Source organism: Nitratidesulfovibrio sp. SRB-5 (genome assembly GCF_019931275.1).
Taxonomy (GTDB): Bacteria; Desulfobacterota; Desulfovibrionia; order Desulfovibrionales; family Desulfovibrionaceae; genus Cupidesulfovibrio.
In genome coordinates this window covers 523,204-543,486 of the sequence record NZ_JAIOTY010000002.1, presented here as the reverse complement: position 1 = coordinate 543,486, position 20,283 = coordinate 523,204, and the positions used below count along the sequence as shown (strand labels likewise).

Sequence of the window (20,283 nt, the reverse complement as noted above, 5' to 3'; positions counted from 1 at the left end):
TCGAAATGCCCAACCTGCTACCCGGTCAGCCCTGCCGTCCGGGCGGATCCCCGTCTTCCTGCGCGGGGGACGGGCCATGCTGAGCACCCTGCTGCACCAGTTTGCGGAATCCCTCGGCAACGCCATAGACGCCAAGGACACCCACACCCGCTCGCACTCGGAAGAAGTGGCCCTGGCCGCCTTTCTGCTGGCGCGGGCCATGGGGTTTTCCCCGGCGGACGCCGACCGCGTGCACGTGGCCGGACACCTGCACGACATCGGCAAGATCGGCGTGCCCGACGCCGTGCTGCTGAAGGCGGGCACCCTGACCCCCGAAGAATGGGAACACATGCGCGCCCATCCGGTCATCGGCGCGCGCATCGTCAGCCCGGTGGCGGACCTTGCCGACGAAGGCGTGGCCTCCATGATCCTGCACCATCACGAACGATGGGACGGCCGGGGCTACCCGCACGGCCTGAGCGGCGACGCCATACCCCTCGGCGCGCGGATCATCGCGCTGGCGGACAGCCTGTCGGCCATGCTCCAGCACCGCCCCTACCGCCCGGCCATGCGTTTCGAACAGGCCGAGGAAGAACTGTTGCGCTGCTCCGGCAGCCAGTTCGACCCCGCCGTGGTGCGGGCCTTCGTCACCGTGCGCGACGAGATGCACCGGGCCTTCAGCACGCCACAGCCGCCCCGGTCCGGGTTGGACGGCATTGCCTCCATCGCCGCGGCCCGCTGCTGCCGCCCTGGTGCCGGGACGCATGTTGCGGCGTCCGGCCCGGACGCCGCCCCGGGCACCTCGCTGCCGTCCGAAACATCCGCCGCCCCGGCGGCCACCCCCGCCACCCCCGCCACCCTGGACGCGACGGGCAGTGCCGAGCCCGTCCGCCACAACGACACCACCGCCCCACGGAGCGCCACATGGGAAGACACGTGGGAAAACGGACGCGCCACACCGCGCGGCCTGCTGATTCCGGTGCCCGCATGAACCACACGACGTCCTGCAATACCGGCGCTTCCGGCTCCGTTGGCTCCACCGGCGCCACCCGCGCCGCGAACAGTGTCTCCGCGTCGGGTCTGGGCCGGGTCAAGGCCCGCTGGCTGCGCCGCCCCATCGATGCCTTCTGGCGCGGCGTGGATGCGCTGACCCCCCGCACCCGGCTGGCCAACGCATTGTTCCTGGTGATAGCGGTGCCCGCCGGGGTGCTGCTGCACCACCTGGAATCGCAGGGCCGCGCCGTGCTGCCGGGCCTGCCCCGCGCGCTGCCCATGAGCATCTATGATGACGTGGTCCTGGCCGTGGCCCTGTATCTGGCCGGGGCGCTGGTGCTGTGCATCCCCGTGGCCGGGCTGATCTGCCGCTTCGTGCTGTTGCGCGACATCCGCGAGATCAACGCCTTCTGCCTGGCCCTGCGCGAAGGACGCCAGCCGCGTCCGCTGTCGCTGCCCAACGAGCAGGAGGACGAGCACGACCTGCTGCGCCTGAAGCGCAACCTGGAATGGATGGCCCATCTGGTGGCCAGCCGCGAACGGCACCTGATGGCCCGCCTGGAAGCCACGGACAGCCGCGCCCGGCACATGGAGGAACTGGCCGTGCGCGATGCGCTGACCGGCCTGTTCAACCGCCGCCATTTCGAACGGCGCCTGGCCGAACTGGCCGCCGATGCCCGGCTGCGCCCGCCCTTCCACCTGATGCTGGTGGACTGCGACCGCTTCAAGGCCGTCAACGACACTCACGGGCATGCGGCGGGCGACGAACTGCTGCGCCTGCTGGGCGACGTCATCGCCGAGGCGGTGCGCGCGGGCACCGACACGCCCTGCCGCATCGGGGGCGACGAGTTCGGCATCCTGTTCGCCTGCCCGGACGAGAATTCCGTGCGCGCCGTGGCCGAACGCATCCGCCACCGCTTCTCCCAGTGCCAGAACCACGGCTGCACCCTGAGCATCGGCATTGCCCGCTACCGCCAGCAGGGCGAAGGCCGTGCCGATGCCGCCTGCCAGTTGGCCCCGGTGACCGACGCGGGCAACGCCGCCTGCGCGGGCGAGGGCGCCCCCCTGGCCGTACAGGCCATGGTGGCCCGTGCCGACGGCGCCGTGTACGCGGTGAAGCGGCGGGGGGGCGACGGCATCGCGGTGCGGTAGGCCGACCGGCAAACCGTTCCGCGACGATATTTCCCCGCCCCGCATTCCCGCACGCCACCCGTATCCCCCAGACGGAAACACCCCCGCCGATGCGCGCATCGGCGGGGGTGTCTTGTCATCATCACGGTCAACGGCGTGACCGGGGGCGCGGCGTGGCGAGCGACGAAGTCGCACGCCGCATCAGATTGCCCGTAGCGGCATGCCCGCCTGCCCGGGCTACCCCTGCGGCAGCGTCGCCGCCCGCTCGTTGCCCAGCGCGCGGCCCATCTTGCGTTGCAGCCAGCGGCTCAGCTTGTCCAGGTACATGTAGTACACCGGGGTGATGTACAGGGTCAGCAACTGCGACACGATCAGGCCGCCCACCACGGCAAGGCCCAGCGGCCTGCGTTCCTCGGCGCCCGCGCCAAAGCCCACGGCGATGGGCAGCGCGCCCATGAGCGCGGCCATGGTGGTCATCATGATGGGCCGGAAACGCACCAGGCAGCCGTGGAAGATGGCGTCCGCCGGGGCGCGGCCCTCCACCCGTTCGGACTCGATGGCGAAGTCGATCATCATGATGGCGTTCTTCTTCACGATGCCGATCAGCATGATGATGCCCACGAAGGCGTACAGGTTCAGGTCGTACCCGAAGAACATCAGCGTGAGCAGCGCGCCCATGCCCGCCGAGGGCAGGCCCGAAAGGATGGTCAGCGGGTGGATGAAGCTTTCGTACAGGATGCCCAGCACGATGTAGATGACGAACACCGCCAGGGCCAGCAGCATGGCCATGCCTTGCAGCGAATTCTGGAAGGCCTGCGCCGTGCCCTGGAACGACCCCACCACGTCGGCGGGCAGCAGGGGCGATGCCACCTGCTCCACCTGGGCCACGCCCTCGCCCAGGGCCACGCCGGGCCGCAGGTTGAACGACACGGTCACCGAGGGCAGCTGGCCGGAATGGTTAACTGAAAGTGGCCCCACGCCTTCGCTCAGGCTGGCCAGGGTATCCAGCGGCACCAGCATGCCGGAATTGGCCCGCACGTACAGCAGCGGCAGCACGGAGGCATCGCGCTGGTATTCCGGCAGCAGTTCCAGCAGCACGGCGTAGTCGTTGGTGGGCGCGTAGATGGTGGAAACATTGCGCGAGCTGAAGCCCGACTGCAACGCCTCTTCCACCCGCTGGGCCGAAACGCCCAGCGCCGCCGCCTTGTCGCGGTGGATGGTCACGCGCACCTCGGGGTTCTTCAGCTGCAAGTCGCTGGTCACGTCCTGCAATCCGGGCAGGGTGCGCATCCGTTCTTCAAGCAGGGGGGCCACCCGGTACAGTTCGTCGGTGTCCGGCCCCTGGATGGTGTACTGGTACAGGCTCTTGGTGGTGCGCCCGCCGATGTTGATGGACGGCGGGTTGGACACGAAGGCCTGGATGCCCGGCAGGGTATTCAGCTTGGGGCGCAGCCGCTGGATGATCTGCTCCGGCGTTTCCTTGCGCTCGTGGCGGTCCTTCAGCATGATCACCAGCCGCCCGGCGTTGCCGCCAAGGTTGGGGCCGCCCGCGCCCACGATGGACGTGAACGAGGCGATGGCCGGGTCCGCCGCCAGCACTGCGTGCAGGGCGGTCTGGTTGCGCACCATGGCGTCGAACGAGATGGACTGGTCCGCCTCGGTGAAGCCGGAAAGCTGCCCCGTGTCGCCGCTGGGCAGAAAGCCCTTGGGCATGGTCATGAACAGCCACGCCGTCAGCCCCAGCACGCCCAGCGACACGAGAAAGGTCATGAAGTGATGGCGGGTGGTGAAGCGCAGGGTGCGCTCGTAGATGTGCAGCAGCCCGTCGAAGAACGCCTCCAGCGCGTTGTAGACGCGCCCGTGGCGCTCGGCGCCGTGCGGCTTCAGGAAGCGGCTGCACAGCATGGGGGTGAGCGTCAGCGAGACCACGCCCGAAAGGCCGATGGCCACCATGATGACCACCGAGAATTCGCGGAACAGCCGCCCCACCACCCCACCCATGAACAGCACGGGGATGAACACCGCCGCCAGCGAGATGGTCATGGAGATGATGGTGAAGCCGATCTCCTTGGACCCGTCCAGGGCCGCCTGCATGACCGGCTTGCCCATTTCCTTGTGGCGCACGATGTTCTCGAGCATGACGATGGCGTCGTCCACCACGAAGCCCACGGCCAGCGTCAGGGCCATCAGCGACAGGTTGTCCAGGCTGTGCCCGAACACGTACATCAGGGCAAAGGTGCCCACCACCGACATGGGCAGGGCCAGGCTGGGGATGACAGTGGCCGACAGGCTGCGCAGGAACAGGAAGATCACCAGCACCACCAGCACCACGGTGAGCACCAGGGTGAACTTCACGTCGTCCACCGATTCGCGGATGGTCTGCGAACGGTCGTACATCACGTTCAGTTGCACGGAGGCGGGCAGCTGCCGCTCGAACGAGGGCAGCAGTTCCTTCACCGCGTTGACCACGGCCACGGTATTGGAACCGGGCTGGCGCTGCACGGCCAGCACAAGCCCGCGCGTGTCGTTGAACCAGGTGAACTGCCTGTCCTGCTCCACGCTGTCGATGACCCGGCCAAGCTCGCCCAGGCGCACCGGGGCACCGTCGCGCCAGGCCACCACCATGGGCCGGTACGAAGCGGCGTCGAACAACTGGCCGCTGGCCTGGATGTTGCGCGAGGTATGGTCGCCTTGCAGGGTGCCGGTGGGCAGGTTGACGTTGGAATCGGAAATGGCCTTGGCCACCTCGTCCAGGCCAATGCCGCGCGTGGCCAGGGCGCGCGGGTCCACCTGGGCGCGCACCGCGTACTTCTGCGAACCGTACACCTGCACCTGGGCCACCCCGGCCACCATGGAGATGCGCTGGGCCAGCATGGTGTCCGCGTATTCGTTCACCTGCGACAGGGGCAGGGTGGGCGAGGTGAGCGCAATGTACAGGATGGGCTGGTCGGCGGGGTTGACCTTGCGGAAGTAGGGCGGCGTGGTCATGTCGTCGGGCAGGCGGCGCGCCGCCTGCGAGATGGCCGACTGCACGTCCAGCGCCGCCGCGTCGATGTCGCGGTCGAGGGCGAACTGGATGGTGATGCGGGTGCGCCCGAGGGTGCTCGACGAGGTCATGGAGTCGATGCCCGCGATGGTGGCGAACTGCCGTTCCAGCGGGGTGGCCACCGCGCTGGCCATGGTTTCCGGGTCGGCCCCGGAAAGCTCGGCCGTTACCTGGATGGTGGGAAAGTCCACGTTGGGCAGGTCGCTTACCGGCAGGTTGCGGTAGCCCACCACCCCGAACAGGAACATGGCCAGCATGACCAGGCAGGTGGTCACCGGCCTGCGGATGAAGAACGCCGCGATGTTCACTGGCGCGCCTCCGCCGGGGCCGCGCCCCTGGCGCCCGCTTCGCCGGGTTTCGCGGCAGGTTCGCCGGTTTTTTCCGCCTGCCCGCCGGAAGCCGCCCCGGCGGAGGCCTTTTCCTCCACCACGGCGCCGGGGGTCAGGCGCAGGTGGCCGTCGATGACCACCCGCTCGCCCGCGGCCACGCCCTCCTCGATCACCACCTGGCCGTCATGGGCAAGGCCGGTGCGCACCTTGCGCAACTGCACGGTGTTGTCCTGGGCCACCACGTAGGCGAACAGTCCCTGGCTGCCGGTCTGCACCGCCTGCGCGGGCACCACCACGGCGCCGGGCACCTCGCCCAGTTCCACGTACACGTCCACGAACTGGCCGGGCCACAGCACGCGCGCCTCGTTGGCAAAGGTGCCGCGCATGCGGATGGTGCCGGTGGCGGTGTTCACCGTGTTGTCCACGAAGCTCACCGTGCCGCGCGCCGACACCCCCCCCACGCCGTTGGCGGCACCGGGCACCCGCGCCTGCACCGGAACGCCCCCGGCGGCCATGCGGGCGCGGGCGGTGGCCAGGTGCATTTCCGGCAGGGCAAAGCCCACGTAGATGGGCTCTATCTGGTCGATGACCACCAGCACCGTATCCGCCCCGGCACGCACCATGTTGCCCTGATCCACCTTGACCTGCCCGGCGCGGCCCGACATGGGCGCGGTGATGGTGGTGTACGAAAGCTGCACCCTTGCCGTCTCCACCGAGGCCTCGTCGGCGCGCACGGTGGCGCGCAGCGAATCGGCGGAGGAGCGGTACTGCTCGTACTGGTCGCGGCTGACGTAGCCGTCCGCCACCAGCTTTTCGAAACGGCGCACGTCCTCGTCGGCCTTGGCCAGCAGCACGCGGTCGCGTTGCAGCCTGGCCTGGGCCTCGCTCAGCGCCGCCTCCAGCGCGCGTCGGTCCACCGAAAACAGCAGGTCGCCCTTGCGCACATCCTGCCCTTCCTTGAAATGCACCCCCACGACCTGGCCGTCCACGCGCGACTTCACGGACACCGTGGCGTACGGCTCCACGTTGCCCACGGTGCGCACCACCACAGGCAGGTCGCGCTTTTCGGCAAGGGCAGTGGCCACGGGCACGGGCCGCTTCTGGGGTTTGGCCTTGGCGGCCTCGTCGCCGCCGGAACACCCGGCCAGCATCGCCAGCAGGACGGCCAGGATGACCATGGTCGACAGGCCGGGCATGGTCGGCAGGCCGGGCAGGAAGGCCGCCACCCGCCGGACTGGCGTGACTGGCGCAACTGGCGCAACTGGCGCAACTGACGCAACGGAAGAAGGGCCGACGAAGGACGGGGCGGCGGGACAGGGCCGGAAATGGGGCCTGGATTGGGCGTCGATGTTCATGCGGTGTTCCGTTGACGGCTGGGAGTGGGGGGAATGGATGCGGTGTTCGGCGTGGCGCTGCCAGAGCTGCCGGGGCAGCCGGTAGCGTCCGGGTTCTCTAGGCTGGCTGGATTCTCTGAACTGGCCGGGCACTGGGGGCATTCGGGCGGGGCGGACCGTGCGGCGCGCAGTCGCTCGCGCAGGGCGGCGATGCCCGCCAGGGAAAAGGCGGCGATGTGTTCCTCCAGTTCGTCGAGACTGGCGGCATCATACGAAATTTCGGGATACAGCAGCGGAATGACGTTCCGCGCGAAGTGGTGATGCAGGCTCTGCCCCACCACGCTCAGGGCGCACAGGGCCACGGCGCGGCTGCGGTCCGGCTCGTCCAGCAGTTCCCGCACCGTTTCGGCCAGGTAGCCCGCGCGCGCACCGATGACCTTGCCCACGATGTCGCCGATGACGCCGGTGGGATCGGTCATCTCGCGGATGAGCAGCCGATTGTACCATTCCGGGCGGCGCGAACCGCGCGTGCGGTGCAACTGCGAACGGATGAAGGCGCGCAACCGTGTTTCCGGATCCGCCGCCGAGGATGCAGCGCCGGTGGCGTCGCCGGGGCCCGGCGCGGCCATGCCCGATGCAGACGGCGGCGAGGGCAGCGGCGGCTCCGGAAAGGGTTGCAGCAGCACCGCGCGGTACAGGCCCTGCTTGTCGCCGAAATGATACTTCACCAGGGCCACGTTGACGCCCGCGCGGCGGCATATCTCGCGCAGCGAGGCGCGGTGAAAGCCCAGTTCCGCAAAGGTCTCGCCCGCGGCAGCCATGATGCGCACCCGGCTGTCCGGCGTCTGGCTGTCCGGCGTCTGGCTGTCCGGCACCTGACTGGCTGGGGTCTGGCCATCCCGGTCCACGGCGGCAGGCGGGGTGGCGGGCACGGCACCGGCGGCCTTGGCTCCGGCGGACACGTTCCGGAGGAGGGGTTGTGGCGGAACCTGCTGCGGCGCGCTCTCGCGCGTGGCCGCATCCCGCGCGTTGGCGCGCGGTTCGCACCCCGATGCGGTCGCGGGAGCGTCCGGGGTTTTGCGGGCAGGCAAGGCGTCGTGCATGAGGCATCCGGACGGCGTGGTCATGGAACCACGGCAAAAGGAACACGGCCCGATCCGGCAAGGCGGACGCCGCAGGCCCTGCCCGGCCCCGCCAATGCGGGCCGGACATCTCCGGTCTTGTCCGGAGGGCGTTCGGCCTACTTAAACGAGTGTTTAAGAAAGTCAATAGCCCGGCAACATCTTGTAATAAAAACGTATCGCAGCCTTCATACGCCCCGCCGCCCCCATCCCGCAGCTTGTGCCCGTTCGCCACATGCTCCGCCGGGCGCGTTCACGCCCGCCGCGCGCGGCCAATGCCCCCCTCTGCGCCCTGCACACCGCCCGCACCAACGGATCTGCCACCGTGCCCGCGCCGGTCCCCCCGGGCAGGCCCGCAACCAATCCGCCCCCCGAAACGCGTGCCGACAGCACGCCGCCCTCCGGCACAGCCGCCGGAACGCCCCCCCTGCCCTTGCCACGCCACGCCCGGTTCCGCGGAATGAATGCGCCCGACGTCACGCCCCCTGCGGCGTGACGCCCATCCCGGAGCGTCCCCGCCTCCGGATTATTCCGCCATGCTCGCGCAAATAAAAGCAATACCCACATATGAGACGAGAGCTAATTCCTACCTGCCAATTGGACTGTGCGACCAACCACCTGTAGTATCTTACAATTCCCTTGACGTTTCCGGGTTGCCGGGACATAGAATCCGTGCGGGAATCCAAGGGCCCATGCCTGTAGGGCATGCAATCCGTGAGCGGCGACGTCCACCCGGAGGTGTCGCGGCTCTCCTTTGTCCTTTGTTACGAGGTGCGTATGCTGGACACCCTTGTCTTTGGAAGCGTCGTGTTTCCACTCTTAGCTGCCCTGGCGGTCTATTTCGTCAGGGGCGACGCCGCGCGCAACATCATCGTCCCGGTATCGGTGGCGATAACCGCCGCGGCGGCGTTGGGACTGGCGGGCCTCGGCTCGTTCTCCTACTCGCCCCAAGCCATTCTTGGCATCAGCCTCAACGGCCTGATCACTGTTCTTGATTTCGCCCTGCTCGGGTTCATCTTCCTCATCGCGCTGCGCATGGGCAACCTGCTCATCATGGGGCTGACGGTGCTGCAGGTGCTGGGCATGGTCTATCTGGACTTCTTCCTGATGGACCACGGCACGCAGGTAACCGGCTTCTACGCCGACAGCCTGTCTCTGACCATGGTGCTGATCATTTCCATCGTGGGGGGCCTGATCTGTTTTTACGGTCTTGGCTACATGAAGGAACACGAGGAGCACCTGCACCTCGCCAAGAGCCGCCAGCCGCGGTTCTTCTTTTTCATGCTGCTCTTCCTGGGCGCCATGAACGGCCTGGTGCTGGCCAACAACCTGTCGTGGATGTACTTCTTCTGGGAAGTGACCACCCTGTGCTCGTTCATGCTCATCGGGCATGACGGCACCGACGAGGCCAAGACCAACGCCACCCGCGCCCTGTGGATGAACATGGCGGGCGGCGTTGCCTTCGTGGCCGCGCTCATGTTCCTGCAGAAGAGCACGGGCACCCTTTCGGTGCAGGACATCCTGGCCAAGTCGGCTGCCCCCGGCATGAAGACCGCGGCGCTGCTGCTGCCCATGGCCTTCCTGTGCTTCGCGGGCTTCACCAAGGCCGCGCAGGTGCCCTTCCAGAGCTGGCTGTGCGGCGCCATGGTGGCGCCCACCCCGGTTTCCGCGCTGCTGCACTCGTCCACCATGGTCAAGGCGGGCGTGTACCTGGTCATCCGCATGGCTCCGGCCTACCAGGGCACCATGCTTTCCGCCGCCGTGGCCATCTTCGGCGCGTTCACCTTCATCGCCGCATCCGCCCTGGCAGTGGGCCAGAGCAACGGCAAGAAGGTGCTGGCCTACTCCACCATCGCCAACCTGGGCCTGATCATCGCCTGCGCGGGCATCAACACCTCGGCCGCCATCGCCGCCGCCGTGATGCTGATCATCTTCCACGCCATCTCCAAGGGCCTCCTGTTCCTGTGCGTGGGCGCCATCGAGCAGAAGATCGGCTCGCGCGACATCGAAGCCATGCGCGGCCTGTTCAAGGTGATGCCCCGCACCGCGGTGATCACCGTCATCGGCATCGTGACCATGATGCTGCCGCCCTTCGGCATGCTGCTGGCCAAGTGGATGGCCCTTGAATCCGCCGCCACCGCCACCGCCGCCATGCCCCCGCTGGTTATCATGCTGGCTCTCGGCAGCGCCCTGACGGTGCTGTTCTGGGCTCGCTGGGCCGGCGTGATGCTGGGTTCCACCGTGCCCGGCGAAAACCCGCCCGCCGAACACCAGCCCCTCTCGGTGCGCCTGCCGCTGCTGCTGCTGGCCGGTGGCGCCGTGGGCCTGTCGCTGCTTTCGCCCTTCGTCTACAGCATGCTGGTGGCCCCGGCCACGGCGCTGTACGCCAAGGCCACCGCCTACACCGTCTCCATGGGCGTATTCGAGAACAACGCCGGCGTGTTCGCGGTGTACCCGCTGTTCCTGCTGCTGGGCGTGGGCTTCATGTATGCCCTGCGCGCCGCCAAGAAGGTCGGCCCCGAAGCGGCCAGCCTGCCCTACATGGGCGGCTCGCAGCGGGTGGAGAACGGCAAGATCGGCTTCAACGGCCCCATGAACGGGTTCGTGGAAACCGCCGCCGGCAACTACTACATGGAATCCCTGTTCGGTGAATCCAAACTCTCGAAGTCCATCAACGTGATCGCCATCGTGCTGCTTGCGGTCATGCTCGGGGGGGTGCTGTAATGCTGACGTTCATCGCCGCTCTCATCGGGCTTGCCCTCACCCCGGTGGTCGGGGGCCTTCTGGCCGGGGTTGACCGCCGCGTCACCGCCCGCCTCCAGTCCCGCTTCGGGCCGCCCATCCTCCAGCCGTTCTACGACGTGCTGAAGCTGCTGGGCAAAGCGCCCATGGTGGTCAACTCGTGGCAGGTCATGTCGGCATACATCTACGTGCTGTCATCCGCCCTGGCCGTGCTGCTGTTCTTCATGCAGGGCGACCTGTTGCTGCTCTTCTTCGTCATGACCATCGGCGCCGTGTTCCAGGTGGTGGGCGCGCTGTCCGTGCCTTCCCCCTACGCCCAGGTGGGCGCCCAGCGCGAACTGCTGCAGATGCTGGCCTACGAGCCGCTGATCATCGTGGTGTTCGTGGGCATTTCCATGGCCACCGGCAGCTTCAAGATCGCCGACGTGTACGCCATGGAAAAGCCGCTGCTGCTCAGCATGCCCTTCCTGTTCATTGCGCTGGGCTACGCGCTGACCATCAAGCTGCGCAAGTCGCCCTTCGACATCTCGGCCTGCCATCACGCCCACCAGGAACTGGTGCGCGGCGTGCTGACCGAATACTCCGGCCCGCACCTTGCGCTGCTGGAAATCGGCCACTGGTTCGACGTGGTGCTCATCCTGGGCCTGTGCTCGCTGTTCTGGCACACCAGCATCGTGGGCATGGTCGCCCTGCTGGTGGTGACCTACGCGGCGGAAATCCTGATCGACAACATCTGCGCGCGCATGACCTGGCCGTGGATGCTCAAGAACGTGCTGGGCGTGGGTCTTGTGTTGTCGGTGTTCAACCTGCTCTGGCTCTACGTCAGCTAAGGGGAGGAGGCGATAATGGGTCTGCTTGAAAACTGGATCAATAAAGGCCGTCTGAAGTCCCCGTGGGTCGTCCATTTCGACTGCGGGTCGTGCAACGGCTGCGATATCGAGGTGCTGGCCTGCCTTACCCCCGTCTTCGACGTGGAGCGTTTCGGCATCATCAACGTGGGCAACCCCAAGCATGCCGACGTGCTGCTGGTTACCGGCACGGTGAACCACCGCAACAAGAAAGTACTGAAGAACATCTACGACCAGATGCCCGACCCCAAGGCCGTCATCGCCATTGGCGCGTGCGGCACCTCGGGCGGGGTGTTCCGCGAGTGCTACAACGTGGTGGGCGGCGTCGACCAGGTCATCCCGGTCGACGTGTACGTACCCGGCTGCCCGGCCAAGCCCGACGCCATCATCGACGGCGTCGTCACCGCCCTTGACGTGGTGAAGGCCAAGCTTGGCCTTGGCGAAATGCCCAAGGTGACCGTCATCGACTAGGCCGCACGGCGGGTGCCCCGCCGATGTCCGCGCCGTTTCGCCGCATGTTCGCGGGCGGAGCGGGCGCGAACCCTCAAGCGCCGGAACGACCGGCGAGCCCCGGCACGGGGCAACGAGGACAGCAATGCCCACGCACAGCGAAATACTGAACGCAACACCCATCGCCGCGGATGCCGTGGTCGCGCAGGCCAAGAGCATGTTCGACCGGGGCTACCGCCTAGTCACCATGTCCGTGGTGGACCTGGGCGACGGCAACGTGGATATCTTCTACCATTACGACATGAACAACGAGATGACCCACTTCCGGCTGACCCACCCCAAGGACCAGCCGGTACCCAGCATCTCGCCAGTCTACTTTGCCGCGCTGCTCGTGGAAAACGAATCGCGCGACCACTTCAACCTGCAGTTCGACGGTCTGGTGCTGGACTTCAACCGTACGCTGTACCTGGATGACGAGATCACCTCGACCATCTCGGCGCCGTTCTGCAAGATCTCCACCATCCAGAAGAAGGATTAAGAGGTAGGTCTCATGTCCCGCACCATCATTCCTTTCGGTCCGCAGCATCCGGTTCTGCCGGAACCCCTGCACCTGAAACTGGTCGTCGAGGATGAAACCGTCGTCGAAGCCATTCCCGCCCTGGGATACGTGCATCGCGGCCTCGAAACCCTCGCCAGCATTCGCGACTACAACCAGATGGTCTACATCGTGGAGCGGGTGTGCGGCATCTGTTCGTGCATCCACGCCATGTGCTACTGCCAGGGCCTTGAAACCATGATGAACGTGGAAGTGCCGAGCCGCGCCAAGTACCTGCGGGTGATCTGGTCGGAACTGCACCGTATCCACAGCCACCTTCTGTGGCTGGGCCTGTTCGCCGACGGTTTCGGCTTCGAAAGCCTGTTCATGCAGTTCTGGAAGATCCGCGAACGCGTCATGGACATCAACGAAGCCACGGCGGGCAACCGCGTGGTCATCTCCGTCAACGTGGTTGGCGGCGTGCGCCGCGACCTGGACAAGACCCAGCAGCGCTGGATCCTCGACGAGCTGGACAAGCTGGAGAAGGAACTGCGCCAGCTGATGAAGACCATGCTCGACGACTACACCGTGAAAAAGCGCACCGTGGGCATCGGCGTGCTGACGGCCGAGCAGGCCATTCAGCTCGGCGCGGTCGGCCCCACCCTGCGCGGCAGCGGCGTTGCCCAGGACGCCCGCCAGCTTGGCTATGCGGCCTTTGACGAACTGGACTTCGAGCCCGTCACCTCGCCCGAGGGCGACTGCTGGGCCCGTTCCAAGGTCCGGTTCATGGAAGCGCTGCAATCCATGGATATCGTGCGTCAGGCCATTTCGCGCCTGCCCGACAGCGAACTGGCCGCAAAGGTTCCCGGCAAGCCCACCGGCGAGGTGGTCTGCCGTGTCGAACAGCCGCGCGGCGAGTTGCTGTACTACCTGAAGGGCAACGGCTCGAAGAACATGGAGCGGGTGCGCATCCGCACCCCCACCTTCGCCAACATCCCGCCGCTTCTGGCCATGCTGCCCGGCGCGCAGCTTGCCGACGTGCCCCTCGCGGCCCTGACCATCGACCCGTGCATCAGCTGCACCGAGCGGTAAGCAAGGAGACCAGACCATGTACATGCTCAGCAACGTGCTGCGGAACATCATGGGGAAATACTCCACCCGGCTCTATCCGTTCGAGACGCGGCCGGCGTTCGAGGGTTTCCGCGGCAAACTCGTAAACAACATCCACGACTGCATCTTCTGCAAGAGCTGCCAGATCAAGTGCCCTTCGCAGTGCATCACCGTGGACCCCAAGGAAGGCAAGTGGGACTGCGATCCCTTTGCCTGCGTGTACTGCTCGGTGTGCGTCGATGCGTGCCCCACGCACTGCCTGTCGATGGAAAACCAGCACCGCAAGCCCGCGCCCAGCAAGTTCGTGGTGAGCTTGCAGGGCACGCCCAGAAAGTCCAAGAAGGCCGACAAGAGCGCCGAAAAGCCCGCCGAGGCCGCCGCTCCCGAAGCCTAGCCGAATACCCCGCGCGTCCGGCACGGCGAATGCCGGTCGCGCGGCTGCCTTGAGAGCTGACCGGGAAGCGGGGAGAAACGACCCGGAACAGAAGGGGCGCGGTGCAAGCCGCGCCCCGCTCTGTTCCGAAACGCGGAAGAATCCAGAAGGGGCGCAATGAAAACCGCGCCCCGCTCTGTTCCGAAATACGAAAGAATCAAGAAGGGACGCAGTGAAAACCGCGCCCCCACCCTGTTCCGAAATGCGAAAGAATCAAGAAGGGACGCAGTGAAAACCGCGCCCCGCTCTGTTCCGAAACGCGGAAGAATCAAGAAGGGGCGCAATGAAAACCGCGCCCCGCTCTGTTCCGAAATGCGGAAGAATCAAGAAGGGACGCGGTGAAAACCGCGCCCCGCGCTGTTCCGAAATGCGGAAAAATCAAGAAGGGGCGTGGTGAAAACCGCGCCCCTTGTTTCGTCTCTTCCCGTGGCCAGCCGCCCTCGCGGCGCGGGCTACCCGGCCTCGCCGCCCGCCTTTTGCCGCAGGGCCTTGCCGTCGTGCCAAGCCTTGCCCACCACGTCGCCCATGGACCAGTAGCGGTTGTCCGGCATGGTCAGCAGCATGGGCCGCAACCGCTTGGGGTCGGGCGCGCCGTCACCATCCACGCAGTCCTCGGCGCACCAGGCCCCGACTATTTCGCCGATGAAAAAGGTATTGCTGGGCAGTTCCACGGCGGTGTGCACCCGGCACTCGATGCCCAGCGGGCATTCCCGTATCAGCGGTGCGGCGTCCAGATGGCCGTGGAACACCTCGAACAGGCCGGACTTGTCCACACGGGCGCCGGAGGCCAGCCCCGTGTAGTCGGTCACCACCGTCATGTCCACGGTGGGAAAGTTCACGCTGAACTGCCCGCTGGCGGCAATGGCCCCGTGGCTGAAGTTGCGCCGGTTGATGGCCACGCCCAGCATGGGCGGCTGGTAGTTGACCCGGGTCAGCCAGGCCACGGCCATGAAGTTGGGCCTGCCGTCGGCCATGCAGCCCACGATGGTCTGGGCCATGGGCACCACGAAGGCCTGGGGGGCGATGTCCACCCGGCCCGCGATGGCCCTGGGGCTGGGTGCGGGACCGTGCGCCGGGCTGGTCGTCACGTCGCTTGCCATGGAGGGGCCTCCTCCCCGTCAGGGGATGCAAATGTAGGGATGGAATGTGGAGATGCGAATGTGGGCAATGCGGAAGTCGGCGATGCGGTGATGCAGGTGGACCGTGACACCACGGCCCGCCCAAACGTGCTCACGCTACTTCACAAGCCGCCACAGCCGCACGTCGGCGGGGCCTTCGAAGACCTCTGCCGCCGCCGCGCGAAAGGCCAGCAACTCGGGCGTGGCCAGATGCGCGTCCAGGCTTGCCCGGGAAGTCCACTGCTCGATGAAGGTGAAATTGCGCGGCGCGTCCAGTTGCTGCTGCGCCTCGTAGCGCAGCATGCCCTCGTGCCGTTGCGTGGCGGCAACTATACCGGCAATGAGTTCCGCCGCGCGGGCTTCGCTGCCGGGGCGGGCGGTGAGCATGGCGGTTACCGCCACGGGAAAATCGGGTTGCGACATGATCCGTGCTCCTTGCACTGCGTTGGGTGGGTTCCCCGCCGATGCGGCCGCACCGCGTGGACATGGTGTGCAGCTTCACCCAATGAAACGCTTTCGGCAAGTACGCACAAAAAAGATACCGAGGCACACCACGGAACCCGCCACAAAATTTCCAGCACGGGTGGCGCGCCCTTGTAAGCAACCGTTCACATGGCTAGAGTGCCTACGGAAGCATGCATCTTCTGCCCGTATCGTGGTAGAAAATCACCAGAACCGGACTCCCTTCAGGCGTGGCCGGCGTACCCGCGCCCAACTCCGGCGTACCGCATGACACCCAGCCCAGACAACGAGGTCACCGTGTCCGAAGCACCACAGGACTCCCCCCCTTCCTCGCATGCGGGCACCCCGCCCACCCTGCGTGACCTGTTCCTGACCTTCATGCGTCTGGGGGCCACGGCCTTCGGCGGCCCCGCCATGCTGCCCGTGGTGCGTGCCCAGGTGGTGGAGCGCAAGGGATGGATGGACGAGGCCACGTTCCGCTCTGGCGTGGCCCTGTGCCAGGCGGTGCCGGGGGCCACGGTGATGCAGGTGGCCTCGTACGTGGGGCTGCGGCTGCGCGGCACGCCGGGCATGCTGGCCGGGTTCTTCGGGTTCACCCTGCCCGCGTTCCTGATGATCACCGTGCTTTCGGCCATGTACTGGAAGAATCACGAACTGCCCGCCGTCATGGCCGCGTTCATCGGCCTGAAGGCCGTCACCGTGGCCCTGATGGTGTCGGGGCTGCTCGATTTCGGCAAACGCTACCTGCGCATGGGCATGGATTGGGTGATCGGGGCCGGGGTGTGCGGGCTGACCCTTTTGGGGGTCCACCCCATCGTTCCCGTGCTGGCGGCTGCCGCAGCCGGAGTGGTGGTATACCGCGACGGCGATGCCGCGCCCCCTGCGCAGGCGGACGGCGGCCCCGGCGCAACACCCCGGCCCGGAGTTCTTGGCGCGTTGCGCGGCGTGCTGGCGGCCCTGGCCGGGGTGGCCGTGGCCCTGGCCGTGCTGGCGGCCCTGCGGCCCGACCTGTTCGCCCTGGCCGTGTCCATGCTGCGCACCGACCTTGTGGCCTTCGGCGGGGCGCTGGCCGCCCTGCCGGTGATGCGCCACGAGGTGGTCCACCTGCGCGGCTGGATGAGCGACGCCGCCTTTCTGGACGGCGTGGCCATCGGCCAGGTGACGCCCGGCCCCATCATCCTCACCGCCGCCTTCATCGGCTGGCGGGTGGACGGCCCGCTGGGTTCGGTGGTGGCGGGGCTTGCCATCTTCACGCCGTCGCTGTTCTTCATGCTGGGGGCGGAGCGGCTGGTGTCGCGCATCGAGCATTCGCGCATCTATCGCCGGGCGGTGCGCGCCACGCTGGCGGGGTTCACCGGGCTGCTGGGATATCTGGCCATCAGCGTGGCCCAGGCCCTGCCCGCCACGCCGCTGCCCGCCATCATCGGCGTGGCGGCCTTTGCCGCGCTGCGCGCCGGGGTGGACGTGCTGTACGTGGTGGGCGTAGGCGCGCTGGTCTCGTGGCTGCTGGGCTGACGCCGCACGCACGCCATTTCGCCACCCACGCGACGCGACCGGGTGACTGCGCGGCCGTGCGACAGGGCGGCAGGGCGACTGCGCGACTGCGCGACAGGGTGACCGCACGCCTGCGCGACCGCGCAACCACGCGACACCTCGGGGGGCTCACGCCTTGCCATGCCTTTCCTTGCTCCTCTCGGCCATGCACGCAAAAAGGCGGCGGGATCACTCCCGCCGCCTTTTTGCGTGCATGAAAGATGGGCCTATCAGGCCGCCCGGCAGGGCACCGGCAGGTAGGGCAGGTCCACCAGCCGCTCGTCCAGCGGAAAGCGCACCCCGCCCGGCCTGCGCGCCACCATGGGCTGCACGCCCCGGCACACGTCGCGCGCCTCGGCCAGGTGGTCGCTGCCGATGGGGTCGATGCCCGTCACCGTCGATCCGTACGGGTCGCGCAGCACGTCCACCACGGCGCGCACGCTGACGTCGATCATCTCGCGCAGGTAGGCGCGGTCCGCCGCGTGGGGCATGACCCGGTGCACCAGACGCAGCGAGCGCCGCCACGACTGTTTGCCGCTGACGGCCAGGCTGCCCTGGAACAACCGCTTCTTGAAGGCAAAGGGCCAGTGCCCGCCATGGGTGGCCTGCAACAGGGTACGGTCCGCCGCGCCGTTGGGCAGGCGGAACAGGCTGACGGCCTCTGCCGCGTCCCATTCCACCATGCGGTCGGCCTGCATCTCGACGTACACATGGCTCAGCTTGCCGGTGCCGGGGGTGCCCCCCAGCAGCGTGGGCACGTAATGGTTGTGGGCCACGGTGTCGGCGGCAAGGTGCGAAAGGTAGCCGCAGGCGTAGGCATGCAGGCGCGGGGTGTCCGCCGCCTCGTACAGGGTGTGCCCGGTGCTCCAGTTGTGGCTGTGGCCGGGGGTGACGGTGCAGCCCTTGCCGATGAAGATGTCGGCGGAAAGGCTGCCGTACAGAAAGGCATCCGGATGGGTCAGCAGGGCCGAGCCCACGGCGGCGGGCAAAAGCGAGGCGTTTTGCAGCAGCCAGTGGGCGGCCACCATGTGCACGCCCGGTCCCCAGGCAAAGGCCGCGTCGGGCAGCAGCACCACCCCCAGCACGGCCAGCAGGGCGCAGCAGAGCAGCGCCAGCACGGAACGGGGCGTGGTGCCCGTGCCACGCGCGCGCTGCGCGCCGACGCGGAAAACGCCCTGCGTGACCAAGGCGGAACACGAGGGGGCGGAGCAGCAGGGGGCAAAACCGGTATCGGATGCACCCAGGCCGCGCGGCATACCGCATCGGACCGGGCGCAGGAGAGACGTATTCATTCCGAAGGCTACCTTCCGGGTAAACTGCGTTGCGACCCCCCTAGTAATCCCCTGGCAGGGGGTGTCAACCCCGTTCCCTGCCCCGGCGAAACGGGCCGGAACGCCGCACAGCGCCGTGGCAACATCCCGCCATCATTGCATTCCGCGTTCTGAAAAAACCGGCGCGCGGGGCCCCGCCGTGCACCCTCAGTACTGCCCCCCTGAAAAACGCCATGATGCCGGTGGGCTGCGAAACCCGTCCGGCACGCCATGCAGGATGATTTTTCCGAAAGGGGGGACGAATGCCGGGGCGCTGCCCCTACAGGTAAGGGGAAAACAACCAGCACACGGCATCGCGCAGGCGCACCGCCATGCTGCGGGCGGTCAGCGACTGGGGCGTCACCTCTGCGGCCACGGCGCGCACCGCCTCGAAGTGCTGGCCCAACTGGCGGGCCACGGTGGTGTCCAGCACCTCCACGGTCAGCTCGAAGTTCAGGCGCAGGCTGCGCGGGTCGATGTTGGCCGAGCCCACGTGGGCATAGCACCCGTCGATGAGCAGCAGCTTGGTGTGGCAGAACGGCGGCGGCTGGTAGTACACCCGCACCCCGCTTTCCAGCAGCGATGGCAGCAGGTTGCGTGAGGCCCAGTGCACGAAGGGCAGGTTGTTGCGGCCCGGCAGCACGCAGTGCACCTCCACCCCGCGCAGCGAAGCGGCCCGCAGGCCGCTGATCAGCTCTCGCGAGGGCAGGAAATAGGGCGTCATGATGTGGATGGACCGCTCCGCCCCGGCCACCACGCCCGCCAGCAGGTCGTGCACGCGCTCGAAGCCGAAGCCGGGACCGTCCAGCACCATGCGGCACAGCGAATCGCCGCAGGGTTCCTCGCGCACCGTGGGGCCGGGCGCGTATTCGCCGGTGACAAAGCCCCAGTCGCGCAGGAAGGCCTCCTGCAACTGGGCCACGATGGGGCCGCTGAACAGGAAGTGCAGGTCGGTGACGCACCGGGTGCAGCCCTGCGCGGCCATGTGGTTCTGGGCGATGTTCATGCCCCCGGTAAAGCCCACCCTGCCGTCGCACACCAGCACCTTGCGGTGGGTGCGCAGGTTTACCGAAAGCTGCAACGGCACCAGGTGCGGCGGCAGAAAGCGCTCCACGCGCACCCCGCGCCGGGTCAGCCGCCGCCAGGCGCGCGGCCAGTGGTACAGGCCGCCCACGCCGTCCACGATGACCCGCACGTCCACCCCGCGCGCGGCGGCGTCGGCCAGGGCATCCACGAAGCGCTGGCCCGCGTCGCCGGTGCCGAAGATGTAGGTGGTCAGAAAGACGCTGTGCTCGGCGTTGTCGATGGCCTCGAGCATGGCGGGGTAGGCCTGTTCGCCGTTGTGCAGCGGCTGCACGTGGTTGCCCCCGGCCAGTGGTCGTCCGGTGACCGCGTAGCCCACCCTGGCCATCCGCTCGTAGCGCGGCGGCACGATGCCGGACGGCATGGCCCCCGGCGGCTCGTGGCGGGCCGGGCCGCCGTGCAGGCGGCCCCCTTCGCGCAGGCGGCGGGTTTCCGATTCTTCCAGCAGGCGGGCGGCGCGGCTGTGCACGCGATTGATGCCGAACAGGAAATACAGCAGCGGCCCGGCCAGGGGAAAGGTCAGGCACACGGCAATCCACCCCAGGGCCGCGCGGGGGTCGCGCTTGTGCAGCAGGGCGTGGCCCGCCGCGTACACGGACACCCCGTACATGGCGGAAATGAGCACCCATTGCAGGGTGGTCAGGGCGGCCGCCGAAATGGGGGTCACGCCGCACCCCGCCGGGTTGCGTTGCGCTGCGGCGCGCAAGACACGCTACGGGCCATGAA

At 67.7% G+C, this 20,283-nt stretch carries 16 protein-coding genes; 9 read left to right on the top strand and 7 right to left on the bottom strand.

The features are described 5' to 3' along the window. Positions 1–76 precede the first annotated feature (76 nt). Positions 77–970: an HD-GYP domain-containing protein gene (locus tag K6142_RS16650; protein WP_317846377.1), complete on the top strand. Its 894-nt coding sequence runs from the start codon at positions 77–79 to the stop codon at positions 968–970. Then, the gene (locus K6142_RS09810) at positions 967–2,124 is read left to right on the top strand and encodes a sensor domain-containing diguanylate cyclase (protein WP_190245714.1); all 1,158 of its coding nucleotides are present in this window, start codon (positions 967–969) and stop codon (positions 2,122–2,124) included. Before K6142_RS16650 ends, K6142_RS09810 begins: the two co-directional genes overlap by 4 nt. 216 nt (positions 2,125–2,340) lie before the next feature. Here K6142_RS09810 and K6142_RS09805 read toward each other — a convergent pair whose 3' ends face one another. From K6142_RS09805 to K6142_RS09795, 3 genes are read right to left on the bottom strand one after another with little or no spacing between them, the layout of a single operon-like run. Next, entirely contained in the window at positions 2,341–5,457 is a 3,117-nt protein-coding gene (locus tag K6142_RS09805) for an efflux RND transporter permease subunit (RefSeq protein ID WP_190245713.1), read from the bottom strand. Then, positions 5,454–6,833 (bottom strand): efflux RND transporter periplasmic adaptor subunit, encoded by a 1,380-nt coding sequence (locus tag K6142_RS09800; protein WP_190245712.1) that lies wholly within the window; start codon positions 6,831–6,833, stop codon positions 5,454–5,456. The genes K6142_RS09805 and K6142_RS09800 overlap by 4 nt, the downstream gene beginning before the upstream one ends. Beyond that, complete coding sequence (locus K6142_RS09795; protein ID WP_190245711.1) at positions 6,830–7,915, bottom strand: CerR family C-terminal domain-containing protein; 1,086 nt, start codon at positions 7,913–7,915, stop codon at positions 6,830–6,832. Before K6142_RS09795 ends, K6142_RS09800 begins: the two co-directional genes overlap by 4 nt. A 795-nt stretch (positions 7,916–8,710) precedes the next feature. Between K6142_RS09795 and K6142_RS09790 the strand changes: the two genes are divergently transcribed. From K6142_RS09790 to K6142_RS09765, 6 genes are all read left to right on the top strand, one after another. Continuing rightward, positions 8,711–10,657, top strand: a complete 1,947-nt coding sequence (locus K6142_RS09790; protein WP_190245710.1) for an NADH-quinone oxidoreductase subunit L — start codon at positions 8,711–8,713, stop codon at positions 10,655–10,657. Then, positions 10,657–11,505 (top strand): respiratory chain complex I subunit 1 family protein, encoded by an 849-nt coding sequence (locus tag K6142_RS09785; RefSeq protein WP_012612648.1) that lies wholly within the window; start codon positions 10,657–10,659, stop codon positions 11,503–11,505. Before K6142_RS09790 ends, K6142_RS09785 begins: the two co-directional genes overlap by 1 nt. A 15-nt stretch (positions 11,506–11,520) precedes the next feature. Further along, positions 11,521–11,994: an NADH-quinone oxidoreductase subunit B family protein gene (locus K6142_RS09780; protein WP_007524163.1), complete on the top strand. Its 474-nt coding sequence runs from the start codon at positions 11,521–11,523 to the stop codon at positions 11,992–11,994. A 124-nt stretch (positions 11,995–12,118) separates the two neighbouring features. Then, positions 12,119–12,511 carry an NADH-quinone oxidoreductase subunit C gene (locus K6142_RS09775; protein ID WP_190245709.1) on the top strand — a complete coding sequence of 131 codons (393 nt, stop codon included), beginning with the start codon at positions 12,119–12,121 and terminating at the stop codon, positions 12,509–12,511. 12 nt (positions 12,512–12,523) lie between these two features. After that, on the top strand, positions 12,524–13,600 hold the full coding sequence (locus K6142_RS09770) for a nickel-dependent hydrogenase large subunit (RefSeq protein ID WP_190245708.1): 1,077 nt from the start codon (positions 12,524–12,526) through the stop codon (positions 13,598–13,600). Positions 13,601–13,616: 16 nt separating this feature from the next. Beyond that, on the top strand, positions 13,617–14,012 hold the full coding sequence (locus K6142_RS09765) for a 4Fe-4S dicluster domain-containing protein (protein ID WP_190245707.1): 396 nt from the start codon (positions 13,617–13,619) through the stop codon (positions 14,010–14,012). A gap of 491 nt (positions 14,013–14,503) precedes the next feature. On the opposite strand, the gene K6142_RS09760 is transcribed toward K6142_RS09765, so the two are convergent. Continuing rightward, on the bottom strand, positions 14,504–15,151 hold the full coding sequence (locus K6142_RS09760) for a flavin reductase family protein (protein WP_190245706.1): 648 nt from the start codon (positions 15,149–15,151) through the stop codon (positions 14,504–14,506). Positions 15,152–15,286: 135 nt separating this feature from the next. Next, positions 15,287–15,592 carry a putative quinol monooxygenase gene (locus K6142_RS09755; RefSeq protein ID WP_190245705.1) on the bottom strand — a complete coding sequence of 102 codons (306 nt, stop codon included), beginning with the start codon at positions 15,590–15,592 and terminating at the stop codon, positions 15,287–15,289. Between the two features lie 306 nt (positions 15,593–15,898). On the opposite strand from K6142_RS09755, the gene chrA reads away from it, so the two are divergent. Then, on the top strand, positions 15,899–17,146 hold the full coding sequence (chrA, locus tag K6142_RS09750; RefSeq protein ID WP_223380821.1) for a chromate efflux transporter: 1,248 nt from the start codon (positions 15,899–15,901) through the stop codon (positions 17,144–17,146). A gap of 248 nt (positions 17,147–17,394) precedes the next feature. Here the strand turns inward: chrA and K6142_RS09745 are convergent, their stop codons facing one another. Continuing rightward, a complete protein-coding gene (locus K6142_RS09745; RefSeq protein ID WP_223290320.1) occupies positions 17,395–18,420 on the bottom strand; it encodes a zinc dependent phospholipase C family protein in 1,026 nt (341 codons plus the stop codon). A 334-nt stretch (positions 18,421–18,754) separates the two neighbouring features. Beyond that, positions 18,755–20,224, bottom strand: coding sequence for a phospholipase D-like domain-containing protein (locus tag K6142_RS09740; protein WP_190244659.1), 1,470 nt, complete (start codon positions 20,222–20,224; stop codon positions 18,755–18,757). Positions 20,225–20,283 lie beyond the last annotated feature (59 nt).

Excerpts from the sequence above, each read along its gene's own strand:
- K6142_RS09760 (WP_190245706.1), bottom strand. The coding sequence starts at position 15,151 with ATGGCAAGCGACGTGACGACCAGCCCGGCGCACGGTCCCGCACCCAGC.
- K6142_RS09800 (WP_190245712.1), bottom strand. The coding sequence starts at position 6,833 with ATGAACATCGACGCCCAATCCAGGCCCCATTTCCGGCCCTGTCCCGCC.
- K6142_RS09770 (WP_190245708.1), top strand. The coding sequence starts at position 12,524 with ATGTCCCGCACCATCATTCCTTTCGGTCCGCAGCATCCGGTTCTGCCG.
- K6142_RS09785 (WP_012612648.1), top strand. The coding sequence starts at position 10,657 with ATGCTGACGTTCATCGCCGCTCTCATCGGGCTTGCCCTCACCCCGGTG.
- K6142_RS16650 (WP_317846377.1), top strand. The coding sequence starts at position 77 with ATGCTGAGCACCCTGCTGCACCAGTTTGCGGAATCCCTCGGCAACGCC.
- K6142_RS09775 (WP_190245709.1), top strand. The coding sequence starts at position 12,119 with ATGCCCACGCACAGCGAAATACTGAACGCAACACCCATCGCCGCGGAT.
- K6142_RS09795 (WP_190245711.1), bottom strand. The coding sequence starts at position 7,915 with ATGCACGACGCCTTGCCTGCCCGCAAAACCCCGGACGCTCCCGCGACC.
- K6142_RS09810 (WP_190245714.1), top strand. The coding sequence starts at position 967 with ATGAACCACACGACGTCCTGCAATACCGGCGCTTCCGGCTCCGTTGGC.
- K6142_RS09790 (WP_190245710.1), top strand. The coding sequence starts at position 8,711 with ATGCTGGACACCCTTGTCTTTGGAAGCGTCGTGTTTCCACTCTTAGCT.
- K6142_RS09780 (WP_007524163.1), top strand. The coding sequence starts at position 11,521 with ATGGGTCTGCTTGAAAACTGGATCAATAAAGGCCGTCTGAAGTCCCCG.
- K6142_RS09765 (WP_190245707.1), top strand. The coding sequence starts at position 13,617 with ATGTACATGCTCAGCAACGTGCTGCGGAACATCATGGGGAAATACTCC.
- K6142_RS09745 (WP_223290320.1), bottom strand. The coding sequence starts at position 18,420 with ATGCCGCGCGGCCTGGGTGCATCCGATACCGGTTTTGCCCCCTGCTGC.
- chrA (WP_223380821.1), top strand. The coding sequence starts at position 15,899 with ATGACACCCAGCCCAGACAACGAGGTCACCGTGTCCGAAGCACCACAG.
- K6142_RS09755 (WP_190245705.1), bottom strand. The coding sequence starts at position 15,592 with ATGTCGCAACCCGATTTTCCCGTGGCGGTAACCGCCATGCTCACCGCC.